Genomic DNA, 13,906 nt, shown 5'->3' on the forward strand with positions numbered 1-13,906 from the left:
AGGCTAAGTCGGACGACGCCCTCAACCGTCGGATCGTCGCGGCGTCCAGCCGGCGAACCGGATTCGCTCGACGATGGCCATATGGGGCACCGTCAGGGCCGCCAGCCCGACGAAGACAATCCGGATGACACGCGCGTCGATAGCGACCACGCTGGGGAGCAACAGCGCTACCGCAAACATCCCGATAATGCCGATGATCGGAAGGCCGCCCGCAAGCAGCAGCACACGCCAATGCTCCGCCCCGACGTAGTAGACAGTGCGCAGAATATGGCGCGCGCTGTGCATGCCGCAAAAGAAGATCGTGAAGGCCGGCAGCGGTGGCGCAAGCGTCGCCAGCAACGTGACCGCCGCGAGTTCGCCTGCCGCGACACCATCGCGCCGGAGTGCAACCAGACTGGCAATCCCAAGTCCCACCAGCCAGGGCCACGCCAGTGGGCTCAGGATCGCCACCATGGTGACGGCGGCCTCGGAGCCGACCAGCAGTGAGAAGAGCGTCGTCACGTCGTCGGCGTGCCACAAGGTCGGCAGCACGACGATCGCGCCGCCATACAGCAGACGCACGAGGAACGGTGTGTCCGGGGCCGGATCGCCGGAGAAGTGGAAGATGGAAATCAGCAGGAAGCCCACGAGGAACAGCAAGGGTGCCACGGTCCAAAGCACGACGACCGCCACGACCGGAACGAAATACAGGACCACGAAGGTGGCCCACGAGCCAACATGGCTCATTCGATAAGCGCGCTGGGCGAAGACCGTATCCAGCGCGCCGTGTGGCACGCCGAGGAGAATGATGACAGCCGCCATCACCAGCAGCTGGACCTGCGGTTCCAACCGATACAGGTTCATGGCCAGCGGAATGAGCAGCAGCGAGCCGATGCAAAACAGCACGCCCTGGATGCGGAGCGCCTTGGTCATGTCCGGTGCCCCAACGCGGCCTGGTTGAACGCCTGAGGGATCTGGCCGAGGAAGAGCCAGGCCGGCAGCGCAAGCGCCACGGATGTGTAATCGATCAGATTGCCGCCATCGCTCATGAACCGGATGAGGCGTCTGGTGTTGGCCTTTCCGAACAGTGCGACAAAGAGGCCAGGCGCGACATCGGGCCGGCTTCGCATGACAGAGAGAAACAGAGCGTCCATGGCGCGCAGCAGGAGCGGGTCCTCGGCATGCCCGACGAGCGGCTTGCCGGTCGCGATCGCCGACGCGCAGGCCTGCGCCCAAGCTTGGATCCGGCGGAACGCATAGCCTGAACTCGGCCGCGCACCGCCGGCGTCGAGCCCCGCATGGATGAACGTCGAATCTTGGCGACCAGAAACTCGCGGCGTTCCCATCGGCAGCACCCCGTGCTCCTCTCGAAGGATCATGAAGGACTGTCCTCCGACGCGAGCTGCGACCGCCTCATCCAGATCCGCCCTGAGGTCGGCCCGATCCCACGGATCGGCATCGAAGACCGTCGTTTCGATGAGGGCCCGCCTCGTCGAGACCGGCAACACATAGGTGAATTGGATGCGCCCCTTTTCGACCGGCGCGAAGTCCATCAGATCCACGCAGGCTGGGTCGAACACGCCGGTCGCGCAATCGATCTCTCGGCCATAGAAGGACTGCCACAGCGTCGCTCCACCTCGGACGGGGCGGCGAAACGGCCGCGTATCGACGATCCGATGCGCCGTGACGGACCCCGTCGCGGTTTCGAGAGACCAGACTTCACCCGTTTTCCGGGGCTCCGCGCTGATCTCCGATCCAAGCGCGATCTCGACCCGGTCGCTGGCCTCGATGGCTCCGAGTGCCTCCGCGTAGAATGCGGCGGCTCCGAGCATCCGATACGGCGCGTCGCCGCACTCGACCAGAACTGCGGCGTCTTCGGTCTTGACACGCATCGTGGCCCACGAGTGGCGAACCAGATGGTTCAATCCCATCGATCCATCGTCCCAGAAGCACCAGGTGCGGTCGTCGGCATAGGCTGTTCGACGTTCGAGCACGAGCGTGCGAGGCGCCTGACGGCCAAGCGCCGTGAGCCGCCGCGCGAGGCTCAGCCCGGCGCACCCGCCCCCCATGATGACGAGATCGAAGTCACCCTGCATGGCGTGCCTTTGCGAGGCTCGGGACATCGACGAGGTGGTGGTGCAGGCTGGCGTCATGCAAAATCGACCTTGGCCGAGGCACCAGGGTACCGACCGTCTCCATCAAGGCCGATGCGGTCAGCCGGAGCTTCGCCTTTCGGCCGACGGTCACGCGCCCGTCCCAGCACGCATAGTCACGCGCTCGAATGCCGTCGCCGATGGCGTGGTAGATCCGGGCCGCCGACAAGATGCCGGCGCGCGCCCGAACCGGAAGATAGCGCATGCCATCTTGGCCGCTGCGATAGTAGAGATCGGCTTGGTCCAGCAACGTCGCGAGGCAAGCGCGAAGGCGCCGACGCGTCGCCGCGGTCGGCGTCACCAGATCCTGCGCCGAAATATCGCTTAGCAGACTGGCAGGCAGGTACCGGCGCCCTAGCGCCGCATCCTCGGCGACATCGCGACAGATATTGGTGAGTTGCATGCCGATGCCGAGGTCGACGGCATGCGGGTATGCGGCCGGCTCGGTCACATCCAGCACGTTGCACATCATCAGGCCGACCGTTCCGGCGACGCGGTAGCAATAGTGCAAAAGCTCCGCTTCGGTCTGCAGGCAGACGACGCCGAGATCCGACTCGACTCCCGCTATGAGGTCCAGCACGACACTTACATCGATCTTGCACTCACGGATGAGCGCGAGAGCATCCAGCAAGGCGGGGTCATTAGTCTGACCTGACCTTACGTCGTCGGCAATCTCGGCCAATCTCGACTTAGCGACGACATGCGACGCTGCTTCATCTGCGGTATCGTCGAGCAAGCGGCAAAACCCATAAAGGCGTGTCGCGTTGCTGGCGTGCCTGGTGCCGAGAAGGCGCCGCGCCCAATAGAAACTTTTCCCCTTGGCTCTCAGTATCGCAGTCGCCGATGCGAGAGCCGCCACGCTCGACGAGGATGGGTCGGAGGCCTCGATCATGTGGCCTCCGGGATCATGGCGTCGATGATCTTCGCCGAACAGAGGACACCCGGCAACCCGGCACCAGGATGCGTACCGGCCCCCACGAGATAGAGATTTCGAATGCTCTCGGCCTTGTTGTGAAAGCGAAACCAGGCGGATTGCCTAAACAAAGGCGCAATCGAAAACCCGGCACCGTGCATGCTGAGATAGTCGGTCTGGAAGTCTCCCGGGGTCTTGAAAAAATCGGCCGTGATGCTGGCGGCGAGGCCCGGCAGGATGGTCTCATCCAGCGCCGCGACGATCTTGTCACGCAAGCGCGGACCGTCTTTCACCCAATCGATATTGCCCTGCAGATTGGGTACGGGACACAGCACGTAGAAGCTGTCGCAATGGTCCGGAGCGAAGCTTGGGTCTGTCGCGGTCGGGCGATGAAGATAGAGCGAAAAGTCATCGGCCAGGATTTTGCGGTCAAAAATGTCGGCGAGCAGGTCGCGGTAGCGAGGTCCCATCCAGATCGTGTGATGGGCGACGTCGGGATAGGTCCGGGTCGTGCCGAAATAGAGAACGAAAAGACCCATCGAATAATGGGCCGCCTTCAATTTCAATTTGGTCGATGCCGCCTGGGCTTTGCGATCGATCATCGCGCTGTAGAGAAACGCCGCATCGGCGTTCGACACGATCAGATCGGCGGCGACGTGGGTGCCGTCATCGAGCGTGACGCCCGTTGCGACGCCGTCCGCGATGTCGATCGCCCGGACCGTTGTCTCGAGCGAGGTCGTCACGCCATGTCGATCCATGAGATCGCCGAGCGACTTGATGATCGCCCCCGTTCCGCCCATCGCAAAGTGGACCCCGTAGGCCCGCTCCAGAAAGTGGATCAGGCCGTAGATGCTGGTCGTATCAAACGGATTCCCGCCGACCAGGAGGGGTTGGATCGAGAACGCCTGCCGCAGTTTCGGACTTGAGAGATAGCGCGACACCAGCCCCCAGACCGTCTCGTAGCTTCTGAGCGCCAGAAGGCGCGGGATCTGCCGCAGCATCGTCGTGAACCGGGCGAACGAGGCGTTGGACAGTTCGGTGAAGCCGACATCGAAGAGCCGTTTGGAATGAGCCAGCAAAGCGAGGTAGCCGGCGCGATCCTTCGGCTCGATCCGGTCGATCTCCAGCAACGTTTCTTCGAGGGTGCCGCCATAGTCGAACGTCTCGCCGTCGGCAAATCGGAAGCGATACCAGGGCTTGAGCGGGACGAGCGTCAGATGGGTGGCCAGCGTTTCGCCGAACAGCTCGAAAAGCTCTTCGAGCAGAAACGGCGCCGTGATGACGGTGGGCCCGGCGTCATGCCGAAAGCCGCCTCGCTCGAAGACCTGCGCGCGTCCGCCCAAGGTGGCACACCGGTCGAGCAGCGTGACCTCGTACCCCTTGGCGCGAAGTCGCAGCGCCGCCGCGATCCCGCCAAAGCCGGCGCCGATTACGAGCGCCCGCATACCATGGCGCTTTCTCCGATCAGGGATGTCGACAAACGATCGCAGAGCGCGACCAGAAGGGCGCCGGATCCGTCCGGGAGGGCGAGCGCGAGATGGCGGCCGGTGGCCAAACGATCCTGAGCGCGACGTCGCGCGGCCCCAAGGGGGTCGGAGACACCGGCCGCAGTCAAGACCGACACGAGGTTGAGGGAGCGATCCCGATCGGCATCCGCGATGTCGTCGGCAATCTGATACCCAATCGCGAAAGCGCCAGCCGCCTGTCGCGCAAGACCGCACAGGTCGTGACGTCCAGCCACGATGAAAGCGAGTTCCAGCGGCAGGCTCAGCAAGACGCCGGATTTTGCGAACGCGATGGCATCATACGTCGCCGCGTCACTCAGGCTTCGCGTTTCAAAAGACAGGTCGGCGCCTTGCCCCCGGATGGCCGAGGCCACGCTCCTGTGCATCAGCCTGACGGCCGCTGGGACGGAAGTGCCGATCGTGAGCGACGCGATCGACGCAAAGGCAGCCGAAATGAGCAGATCGCCCGTGCAGATCGCGACGTTGCTGCCGTATCGAGACCAGACCGCGTCGTGACCGCGTCGCGTTCGATCTCGATCCTGGAGATCGTCGTGGATAAGCGACGCATTGTGCAGAAGCTCGACGGCAGCCCCGATCGCAACCGCGTCGGCGTCGGCGACACCAAGTGACAGACTGGCGTGGACGCCGAGGCGAGCCCTCATGCGCTGACCACCGGATCTCAGATGATAGGAGGCCGCATCATCGCCATGGAACGGCGGGAGATCGTCATCATGCGCGACAGGCCCGACAAGATCGTCCATCGTCTGATCGACGCGGAGCAAGCAATCCTCGAGTTGACGGCTCATCGTCTCTTACACCGGCTGTCATTGACCATTGCGGCGACCGTCTTCGGCTCTCGACAGACCGGCGGGGCCGAAGCCCCGCCGATCCTTCAAGCGTAGGCGGGCTTCACGTCTTTGACGCCGGCTTCAGCGGCAGATTTCCGAGCCGCGATCAGGAAGATCAGGACACCGAAGGCGGCCTTGGCGACGATATCGGCGATCGTGTACCCCACCTGGACCGACACGGTCGCGGTTCCCCCCGTCAGGCCGAACATGGGGAAGATGTAGACGATCGGGTAGAAGCTCCACGAGATGACGGTGACCCAGCGCGCCGCGCTGACCAGCCCGCGTGCGGCCGGAGGCTGCGACCCGATCGAGTTCCGAAGTCCGATGAAGAGATCGTAGACGATGATCAGGAACGGGATCATGGCAAGGACCCACCAGATCCAACGACCCGAAAGCGTCGAGGAGATCTCACCCGGATAGCCGAGCGCCACCATGAGGGCAGCAAGAATTCCGAGCTTCGTCGCCTTGGAGGCGGTCTCCTCGGGCGACAGGCGCATCACGAGAATCAGTTCGACGAGAAGCAGCGGGACGGTCAACAACCAATCGACGTAACGATAGGCATCGTTGAAGGCCACACCGGTCGGCTTCACAACGTCGCCAGTGACGCTGTAGGCCGCCTCCCAGGAATTGAAGATCCGGAAATAGTGATAGCACGCGATGAGCGTGACGAGACCCGTGATGGTCAACGCCGTCCGGTAGGCCGGCGCGACCTGCGATCGGCTCAAGAAAAAGAAGAGCGTCGCTGCTCCCATGACTGCGATCGTAAAAGAAAAGGCATTATAGACTAGCGCATACTGCCCAAGGCTTATGGTTTCCATTGCTGCGATCCGTCCCTACGCGGCATTGAATTATTTTTAGCCGCGATACCGCGTTAGGCCCGAGGAAATCTTGGGTAAAGCGATAACGACGCCGCACTGACAAAGTGTCGCGACTCTTCTGTACAACGCCCCGTCGGAAAGACAGCGTCGGTACAGTAACCCGGTGCTCGCATCGATAGTCTTGCCTCTGAAATCGGGTTTCGAGATGGCCCGCCGCGTCAATCAAGCCACAGTTTCTCGTATCGTGCGTCATGGTGCCGAGGCGTTCCCCCAAGGCTGGCGTAAGCCGAAGTAGCCCAAATTACGGCGGGGGCGCGGTAGACGTCTGGGATTGACCCTTTTCTTACCTTCAGAAAGTCCGCTTCCGGGTGGGCCGGTTGCGCGGACCTTTGAACCAGCGCCTCCTGACGCTTTGCAGAAGCTTGCAGTGTCTGCTTACGGGCGGATCTATCGATTGCGGTAGACCCTTGCTTGAGAAACGGGAGATCTACCTCTTTGGCAGGTCGGCCATTAGAGGATTGGGAACGGCTGTCCGATCACCTCGCGGCGGTCGCGCGCCTCGCCTCCGCGAATGCGGCGGCATTCGGCTTTTCCTCCCTCGCGTATCTCGGCGGTCTGCTCCACGACATCGGCAAGAGTTCGGCCGCCTTCCAGGCCTCTCTGCATGCAGCCGGCGATGCCTCGAGCCGGCTGGACCACTCGACGGCGGGGGCCGTCCAGGCCTGTGCGCACTTTCCGGGCCACATCGGGCGCATCCTCGCGTTCAACGTGGCGGGGCAACATGCGGGTCTCGCGGACACCGCCGCCGCGTGCTAATCGAGGCGCGTCATCGGCTCGAGGCGAAAAAGCCGGTCCGCATCGTTTCTACCTCGCTCATCGAGGCCGGCGTCGAAATTGATCTGCCGGAAGTCTGGCGCGCCGCCGCCGGGGCGGAGAACATCGCACAGGCGGCGGGACGGTGTAACCGCGAGGGAAACTGAACGGCTTCGGCCGCGTCGTCGTCTTCGAGGCTGCGGGTCGCACGCTCGCGCCGGAGATCGAGCAGGCCTGGCAGGCGGCGCGCGAGGTGCTGCGCACGGCCGACGAACCGTCGGCCTGGATGGTATCCGCCGCTATTTCGGCCTTCTTTACTGGACCAAGGGCGACGAGGCGCTCGATGCGGCTAGGCTCGATGGTCAGCGGTACGCGATCCTGCCGGCCATCAGACGCCGGCAAGCGTCCGTCGCCGTCCGGGCCAAAAGGGGGGACGGAATCACCCCTGGTGATGTCTGCGCCAAGCGCCTGGACTGATGCCGACCTCCCGCCTGAACGACTTGGTGAAGTGGCTCTGGTCCCCAAAACCGCAGGCCAACGCGACCTCGGCCAAGCCCAGTCGCGAATCGATCAGCAGGTCCTTTGCCCGGTTTAGCCGTCGCAACTGCAACCACCGATAAGGAGGCATGCCCACGGCGCCCGCGAAGGCACGAGCGAAATACTGCACCGACAGTCCACAGATTTCCGCCAGTTCGGTCAACGTGACCTCTGCCTCGAGGCGCGCATCCATGGCGGCCTTGACCGACCGCTCCTGGCGCAGCGTCAGGATCGGACGCTTGCCGTTCGACCGAGGAGCCAACGCGCCGTAGGCGCGACACATGTGGACGGAGAGCGCCCACGATACGTGGTCCACGAAAAGCGCATCCGCGTTATCCGGCTCGGCCAAGGAAGGCAGCAGACTTTGGCCGAGCGCGAGCACCACCGGATCGAAGCGGCTCCCTCCTGTCGGCGCACGAAGGCCGCCAGTTGGGCGGGCGCCGACGTCACGCGCGACCGTGTCGATGGCCACTTGCGGCAGGTAGAATTGCAGGCAGCGGAACGAGGTTTGGAGATCGGCGATCGTGCTCTTTTCAAGGTCGTAGACGCTCACACCACCAGCGATCATCGGCTCCATCGACACCCGGCGACCGGCGACCCAGAGGCGACCCGTGTAGGGCTGCAACTGCACGGCGACCGCGAATGCCTCCTCCGGGATGATCGGGGACGTGATGCCAAGCCCGTCATGGGCACAGCGCAATTCGGTCACCGCGATCGGCGCCTTCTTCAAAGCACGCGTCACTAGCGTCGGCGGTGTATCGAGGTGGAACGCCTCGGAGATGCGCCGGCCGTAGAAGCCTGGCTCCGCCATGTTGAGGCTCATGGAGGAAGATGCCCCCCAGCAAGCAACCGGCTTTTGCGTCGAGAGTCAGACCGCGCTTCCGGCGCAGGCGTGACAAGCTTCCGGAATGCCAAACTCCAATCCGCCATGCTGTCCCTTCCCGGGAGGCCCAGTGTGTCGGCCCTGCACGCCCTACGGCATCGACGGCCGGGGCCGCCGACGGAAACTCGCACAGCGGCGTTTGCCTGGGAAGCGCAAGATCAGACAAACGACATACGTCATCGGCAAAGACCTCCCACGCAAACGTACGCCATTCTCTGCTCGCGTTCTCAATAAAGGTCCCAGGGCTCGAGAGAGTAGCTGGCCTTATTAGTTGATCATCCCTAGCCGCCGATCATTCGAATGTTGAAGTTCATGTGCCACCCCTCGACGAGGTGGTGTTGACGTTGACCTAACGTCCAGTCGCTTCTGGCGAGGCGGATCGTTGTTGTGGCTTCCGGAGGTGAACGAATGTCGTTGTCCCAAATCCTGATCGCGGGCCACACGCTGATCAGCATCGTCGCGATCATTGTCGGCGTGTTCGCCCTTAGAAATCTCTTTCAAGCGCAGGCCTCGTCCGCGTCGCTGACGGGCTTCATCGTTCTGGCGATCGCGACCAGCGCTACCGGCTTCATCCTGCCGTTGCACGGCGTCAGCCCCGCGGTCGTGATCTCGATCTTGGCCCTGATCATCCTGGCCGCCGTGCTCCTCTCGCGGGGCCGCCTTCGCGGCTCGCGATGGGCGCGGTGGGTCTATGTTGGGGGATTGGTGGTGAGCGAGTATCTCCTGATCTTCGTCGGGGTCGTCCAGGCCTTCACCAAGGTTCCGCCTCTCAAGCTCCTGGCGCCGACCCAGTTGGAGCCTCCCTTCGCCATCGCCCAGGGGATTGTCCTCGTCGCCTTTGTCGTGGTCGGGGTCTTGGCCCTCAGGGCATTCAGGCCGCAGGGCGCCACTCAGCCGAGCTTCCGCTAGCCCGATCGTGCCAGCGTCTTCTCACTTCATTTCGGGGTACCGGGCATGAGCAAAAAAGTCCTGATCAGCGGCGCCACGGGCGACACGGGCCGGGCTGCCGTCAAGGAGGGCCTCGCCCTCGGGCTCGACGTACGGGCCATGGTGCACAACAGGGATGCCCGAGCTAAACCCCTGGAAGCAGCTGGCGCCGAGGTGGTAACCGGCGATCTCCTGGAGATCGACACGATCCGGGCGGCGATGCACGGCGTCGAGGCCGCCTATTTCGTGTGGCCGGTCCAGCCAGGCCTCATAGCCGCCACCGTCAACTTCGCCCAGGCCGCGAAGGAAGCGGGCGTGCCGACGATCGTGAACCTCTCCCAACGGTCGGCACGCCGGGAATCGAAGAGCCATTCCTGCCGCGACAGCTACATCGCCGAGCAGGTGTTCAACTGGTCGGGCCTCGCGGTCGTGCACCTGCGGCCGACCTACTTCCTGGAGTGGCTGCTCTACCCCTGGCAACTGCCGTACCTGCAAAAGGGGGTCCTGCGCATGCCGGTCGGCAAGGGACGGCATTCGCCCATCGCGGCGGACGACCAAGGCCGCGCGATCGCCGCGATCCTGAAGGCGCCGGAGGTGCATGTCGGCCAGACCATTCCGCTCTCCGGACCCGTCGAGATGGACCACGAGCAGATGGCGGCGGAACTCTCCGACGCTCTTGGACGCAAGATCGTCTTCCAGGATCTGCCGATCGCCGAATACTGCACCTCGCTGGAGACGATGGGGGTGCCAGCCTACATCGTGCAGCACCTCAGCGGCGCGATGGAGGACTACCAGAACGGTGTGATGTCCGGCGCCGACGACAACGTTGAGCGCCTGACCGGCCGCCGATCGATGACGGTCGGTGAGTTCGCCCGCGCCCACGCAGCCACACTGAACGGATCCTGAGGCAAGCGAAACGCTCGCACCGTCGAGGACCTTTCGGAGGAGACGACATGGACATCAACGGTTGCGTGGCACTGGTCACAGGTGCCCCCGGCGGGATCGGGCGCGTCTTCGTCGCGGAACTCCTGAAGCGTGGCGCCGTGAAAATCTACGTCGGCGCCCGCGACAGCGCCTCGCTGGCCGACCTGATGAAGGACGACGACAAGCGCCTTATTCCGATGGCCCTCGACGTAACAGACGCCGCGACTGTGACACGGGCCGCCGCAGAGGCGCCGGACGTGACGCTGCTCGTCAACAACGCCGGCTACGCGTCTTTCCAAGGCGCGATCGCGGCGCACGACTTGACCGCCGCCCGCCGCGAGATGGACGTCAACTACTTCGGCCCCCTGGCCCTCACCCGCGCCTTCCGCCCGATCCTGGCAGCGGGAGGGGGTGGAGCCGTGGTCAACATGCTCTCGATGGCCGCTCTCGTCAGCCTGCCCGTGACCGGGACGTATTCGGCCTCAAAGGCGGCGTTCCTGTCGGTGACACGCAGCATACGGGCCGAGCTTGCGGCGCAAGGCACCGCCGTGGTCGGCGTGTTGGCCGTCCAGACGGAGAGCGCGATCGGCGCTCGCCTTCCGCCGCCGCGTATGATCCCCGCCGAGGTGGTCGCCGATGTCCTCGATGCGGTTCAGGCGGGCCTCAGCGAGGAGATCGTCGCCGGCGCCCAGACCAAGGCGGCCTATCAGGCCTTCACGGCCGACCCGAAGGGTTTCCAGGCGAAGATGTCCACCCGACTGCCACAGACCACCTGACAGGCTGCTCACGCCATTAATCTGGCCGGCGGCCGTCAAACCGCGGCCGGTCGGCTCCGATCCCTACTTCGTTCGTCCTCAGCAGGAGACCACATGGGCAAGCTCGATGGGAAAGTCGCCGTCGTCACGGGCGGGACAGGTGGCATCGGCCTCGCCACCGCCCAAGCCTTCGCACGCGAGGGCGCCTTCGTCTTTGTCATCGGGCGCCGGAAGGCCGAACTCGACGAGGCCGTCGCCCTAATCGGTTTGAACGCCAGAGGGCTACAGGGCGACGTCGCCCAGCAGGGTGATCTCGACCGGCTCTACGATGCCGTGTGTACGGAAAAGGGTCATGTCGACATCGTCTTCGCCAACGCCGGCATCGCGCGCCTGGCCCCGCTGGGTAGCCTGACGGACACCCACATCGACGAGTTGTTCGCCATCAACGTCAAGGGCCTGATCCACACCGTGCAGAAGGCGCTGCCCCACCTCCGTCCCGGGGCGTCGATCATCCTGAACGCCTCGATCGTCGGGTCGAAGGGCTTCGCAAACTGGAGCGTCTACAGCGCCACGAAGGCTGCCGTTAGGTCTTTCGCCAGAACCTGGGCCTCCGACCTGAAGGGCCGCGACATCCGTGTGAACGCCATCAGCCCCGGCGTGATCGAAACGCCCGGCTACGGCACGGTCGGCATGTCGGCCGCCGACCTGGAGGGCTACTTTCAATTCACAAAGAAGATGACGCCCCTCGAGCGGAACGGCACGGCGGAGGAGGTCGCGAGCGTCGTGACGTTCCTGGCGTCGGACGAAAGCAGGTTCATGACGGGCTCCGAGGTCTTCGTCGATGGCGGCTTCGCGCAGATCTGATCCTGAGAATTACCTAGGAGGGCACATGGATTTCCTTAAAACGATCACCGAGCGGAACGAGAACTTTGTCCAGAACGGTTTCTCGGCAAGCCTAAAGATCATCCCGACCACCAAGACGATCATCGTCGGCTGCCTAGACCCTCGGGTCGATCCCATGGACATCCTCGGACTTGCGCCGGACGAAGCGGCGATCATCCGCAACATCGGCGGGCGCATCAATCCGGCGGTGGTCGAAACCATGGTCCTGTTGCCGGCCGTCGCCAGGGCAGTCGGCCAGAACATGGGTCCCGGCTGGAACCTCGTCATCCTGCACCACACCGATTGCGGGATTATCGGTTGCTACAAGCACGCTCCCGACCAGCTGGCCAAGCATCTGGGGGTCACGCGCCCGCAGCTCGAATGCATGGAGGTCACCGACCCCTACAAGGCCGTCGCCCAGGATGTCGCGGCCTGGAAGGCCAATCCCGACGTTCCGGGCGGATTCATGATTTCGGGCGTCGTCTACGACGTGACCACAGGACGGATACAGGTTGTTGTTCCGCCGACGCAGCTCCGTGAGTGAGCTACCGCGTCCTTGATATCCGCTGCCGGCACACGCCTTGCGAACGTCCAATTTCAATCGCTGATAGACAGGATCTCACATGACGACAGTGCTTGTGACGGGTGCTACTGGCGACACCGGCCGACCGACCGTGGAGCGTATGCTTGAGAAAGGTTTCAGGGTTCGCGCCCTCGTCCGCAAAGTTAACGAGCGCGCCCAACGACTGCGGGATCTGGGGGCGGACATCGTCTTGGGCGACCTGAAGAGCCTGCGAGAGGTCCGCCTCGCAATGGAGGGTGTTCAGCGAGCCTATTTCTGCTTCCCGCTCGAGGAAGGTCTGGTTGAGGCAGCCGTCATCTTCGCGCAAGCCGCAAAGGAGCAAAGCCTCGAACTGATCGTCAACATGTCGCACAAGCAGTCCCGTCCGGCGGCACGCAGCAAAGCAACGCAGAACCACTGGCTATCCGAACAGGTCTTTGACTGGTCGGGCGTGCCTTCCATTCACCTGCGGATCACGTTCTTCGCGGAGTGGCTGTTGTACATCGCGCCGCTCATCCGTTACGGGCGTTATGTGATGCCGTTCAACAAGGAAAGCCGCTTCGCCCCGATCGCCGCGAGCGACATCTCGCGAATCGTCGCGAACGTCATCGAGAAACCTGCTCCCTATGCCGGGAAGGCCATCCCGCTTCACGGGCCCGTCGAATACAGCCATGAAGAGCTTGCCGCCGAGGTCAGTCGCGTTCTGGGCAAGACGATGCCCTATGAGCATGTCACCGTCTCGACCTTCCTTGACTTGTTCGGCCTTCAGGACGCCGAAGCCATGCGGCGGCACTTCGAAGCAGTGACGATCGACCAACAGGAAGGCTTGCTGGAGGGCACCGACAGCACCGGAACGGCGATCATCGGGCGGCCCTTGATGACAGTGGAGCAGTTCATCAAGGCCAACATCACAAAGTTCACGCTTGCGTACCCTCCGGCTCAAGGCCGCCGATGAGCTTGTCTGCCTTTTGATGGCCAGATGGACGGACCCGGCGGCCATGCCTCCTCGCTTCCGTGGCGCCGCTTTGGAGTGGCCTTTTCGACCGGCTGACCTGACCGAAGAGCCTCCGCGCCTTAATCGCCTGCAGCGATAGCGCCGACCGAACCTGCGGCAGTCGCACCTTGCGGGAAAAGACGCCCGTCCCCTGCCATCATCCGCTGCGCTTCGGTCACGGTTGGCGCGACGACGATCATCCATATCGAAGTGGCTGCGCCCCTTAAACGCGACGCCATGAGCACGGACCACTTCCGGCCGGCGCACTTCGTTTATGACGAAGTGAGCGACACCATTCGTTGCCCGGCCGGTCAGACGTTACAGCCTTCCGAGCCACAGCGCCTCCAGATCTCGGGCGCAGGACCGCTCGAGGTGGCGCGACGACCGCACCTGGTTCAGGTAGCCCCAAACAT

Annotated in this window: 14 protein-coding genes; 7 read left to right on the forward strand and 7 right to left on the reverse strand. The window is 63.7% G+C overall.

Annotation, left to right across the window (positions count from 1 at the left end):
• Nucleotides 1-21 precede the first annotated feature (21 nt).
• From LGH83_RS10610 to LGH83_RS10635, 6 genes are all read right to left on the reverse strand, one after another.
• A complete protein-coding gene (locus tag LGH83_RS10610; RefSeq protein WP_227398656.1) occupies nt 22-912 on the reverse strand; it encodes a Brp/Blh family beta-carotene 15,15'-dioxygenase in 891 nt (296 codons plus the stop codon).
• Nucleotides 909-2,132, reverse strand: a complete 1,224-nt coding sequence (locus tag LGH83_RS10615; protein WP_227398657.1) for a lycopene cyclase family protein — start codon at nt 2,130-2,132, stop codon at nt 909-911. The genes LGH83_RS10610 and LGH83_RS10615 overlap by 4 nt, the downstream gene beginning before the upstream one ends.
• Nucleotides 2,065-3,024, reverse strand: coding sequence for a phytoene/squalene synthase family protein (locus tag LGH83_RS10620; protein WP_227398658.1), 960 nt, complete (start codon nt 3,022-3,024; stop codon nt 2,065-2,067). The genes LGH83_RS10615 and LGH83_RS10620 overlap by 68 nt, the downstream gene beginning before the upstream one ends.
• Nucleotides 3,021-4,490, reverse strand: coding sequence for a phytoene desaturase family protein (crtI, locus tag LGH83_RS10625; RefSeq protein ID WP_227398659.1), 1,470 nt, complete (start codon nt 4,488-4,490; stop codon nt 3,021-3,023). Before crtI ends, LGH83_RS10620 begins: the two co-directional genes overlap by 4 nt.
• Nucleotides 4,475-5,356 (reverse strand): polyprenyl synthetase family protein, encoded by an 882-nt coding sequence (locus LGH83_RS10630; RefSeq protein ID WP_227398660.1) that lies wholly within the window; start codon nt 5,354-5,356, stop codon nt 4,475-4,477. The genes crtI and LGH83_RS10630 overlap by 16 nt, the downstream gene beginning before the upstream one ends.
• An 86-nt stretch (nt 5,357-5,442) precedes the next feature.
• Complete coding sequence (locus LGH83_RS10635; RefSeq protein WP_264478877.1) at nt 5,443-6,150, reverse strand: bacteriorhodopsin-like; 708 nt, start codon at nt 6,148-6,150, stop codon at nt 5,443-5,445.
• A 561-nt stretch (nt 6,151-6,711) separates the two neighbouring features.
• On the opposite strand from LGH83_RS10635, the gene LGH83_RS10640 reads away from it, so the two are divergent.
• On the forward strand, nt 6,712-7,032 hold the full coding sequence (locus LGH83_RS10640; RefSeq protein ID WP_227398661.1) for a CRISPR-associated endonuclease Cas3'': 321 nt from the start codon (nt 6,712-6,714) through the stop codon (nt 7,030-7,032).
• Between the two features lie 436 nt (nt 7,033-7,468).
• Here the strand turns inward: LGH83_RS10640 and LGH83_RS10645 are convergent, their stop codons facing one another.
• Complete coding sequence (locus LGH83_RS10645; RefSeq protein ID WP_227398662.1) at nt 7,469-8,377, reverse strand: helix-turn-helix domain-containing protein; 909 nt, start codon at nt 8,375-8,377, stop codon at nt 7,469-7,471.
• A 480-nt stretch (nt 8,378-8,857) separates the two neighbouring features.
• Between LGH83_RS10645 and LGH83_RS10650 the strand changes: the two genes are divergently transcribed.
• From LGH83_RS10650 to LGH83_RS10675, 6 genes are all read left to right on the forward strand, one after another.
• The gene (locus LGH83_RS10650; protein ID WP_227398663.1) at nt 8,858-9,358 is read left to right on the forward strand and encodes a hypothetical protein; all 501 of its coding nucleotides are present in this window, start codon (nt 8,858-8,860) and stop codon (nt 9,356-9,358) included.
• A gap of 45 nt (nt 9,359-9,403) precedes the next feature.
• Complete coding sequence (locus tag LGH83_RS10655) at nt 9,404-10,282, forward strand: NmrA family NAD(P)-binding protein (RefSeq protein WP_227398664.1); 879 nt, start codon at nt 9,404-9,406, stop codon at nt 10,280-10,282.
• Nucleotides 10,283-10,329: 47 nt separating this feature from the next.
• On the forward strand, nt 10,330-11,076 hold the full coding sequence (locus tag LGH83_RS10660) for an SDR family NAD(P)-dependent oxidoreductase (RefSeq protein WP_227398665.1): 747 nt from the start codon (nt 10,330-10,332) through the stop codon (nt 11,074-11,076).
• 93 nt (nt 11,077-11,169) lie between these two features.
• Complete coding sequence (locus LGH83_RS10665) at nt 11,170-11,919, forward strand: SDR family NAD(P)-dependent oxidoreductase (protein ID WP_227398666.1); 750 nt, start codon at nt 11,170-11,172, stop codon at nt 11,917-11,919.
• Nucleotides 11,920-11,944: 25 nt separating this feature from the next.
• Nucleotides 11,945-12,481, forward strand: coding sequence for a carbonic anhydrase (locus tag LGH83_RS10670; RefSeq protein ID WP_227398667.1), 537 nt, complete (start codon nt 11,945-11,947; stop codon nt 12,479-12,481).
• Nucleotides 12,482-12,560: 79 nt separating this feature from the next.
• Nucleotides 12,561-13,454, forward strand: a complete 894-nt coding sequence (locus tag LGH83_RS10675; RefSeq protein WP_227398668.1) for an NmrA family NAD(P)-binding protein — start codon at nt 12,561-12,563, stop codon at nt 13,452-13,454.
• The last annotated feature ends 452 nt before the right edge of the window (nt 13,455-13,906 follow it).

It is taken from the genome of Lichenihabitans sp. PAMC28606 (genome assembly GCF_020616535.1).
Lineage (GTDB): Bacteria > Pseudomonadota > Alphaproteobacteria > Rhizobiales > Beijerinckiaceae > Lichenihabitans > Lichenihabitans psoromatis.

Coding starts and splice junctions, on each gene's coding strand:
- LGH83_RS10610 (WP_227398656.1), bottom strand. CDS start 912: ATGACCAAGGCGCTCCGCATCCAGGGCGTGCTGTTTTGCATCGGCTCG.
- LGH83_RS10615 (WP_227398657.1), bottom strand. CDS start 2,132: ATGACGCCAGCCTGCACCACCACCTCGTCGATGTCCCGAGCCTCGCAA.
- LGH83_RS10620 (WP_227398658.1), bottom strand. CDS start 3,024: ATGATCGAGGCCTCCGACCCATCCTCGTCGAGCGTGGCGGCTCTCGCA.
- crtI (WP_227398659.1), bottom strand. CDS start 4,490: ATGCGGGCGCTCGTAATCGGCGCCGGCTTTGGCGGGATCGCGGCGGCG.
- LGH83_RS10630 (WP_227398660.1), bottom strand. CDS start 5,356: ATGAGCCGTCAACTCGAGGATTGCTTGCTCCGCGTCGATCAGACGATG.
- LGH83_RS10635 (WP_264478877.1), bottom strand. CDS start 6,150: ATGGGAGCAGCGACGCTCTTCTTTTTCTTGAGCCGATCGCAGGTCGCG.
- LGH83_RS10645 (WP_227398662.1), bottom strand. CDS start 8,377: ATGGCGGAGCCAGGCTTCTACGGCCGGCGCATCTCCGAGGCGTTCCAC.
- LGH83_RS10650 (WP_227398663.1), top strand. CDS start 8,858: ATGTCGTTGTCCCAAATCCTGATCGCGGGCCACACGCTGATCAGCATC.
- LGH83_RS10655 (WP_227398664.1), top strand. CDS start 9,404: ATGAGCAAAAAAGTCCTGATCAGCGGCGCCACGGGCGACACGGGCCGG.
- LGH83_RS10660 (WP_227398665.1), top strand. CDS start 10,330: ATGGACATCAACGGTTGCGTGGCACTGGTCACAGGTGCCCCCGGCGGG.
- LGH83_RS10665 (WP_227398666.1), top strand. CDS start 11,170: ATGGGCAAGCTCGATGGGAAAGTCGCCGTCGTCACGGGCGGGACAGGT.
- LGH83_RS10670 (WP_227398667.1), top strand. CDS start 11,945: ATGGATTTCCTTAAAACGATCACCGAGCGGAACGAGAACTTTGTCCAG.
- LGH83_RS10675 (WP_227398668.1), top strand. CDS start 12,561: ATGACGACAGTGCTTGTGACGGGTGCTACTGGCGACACCGGCCGACCG.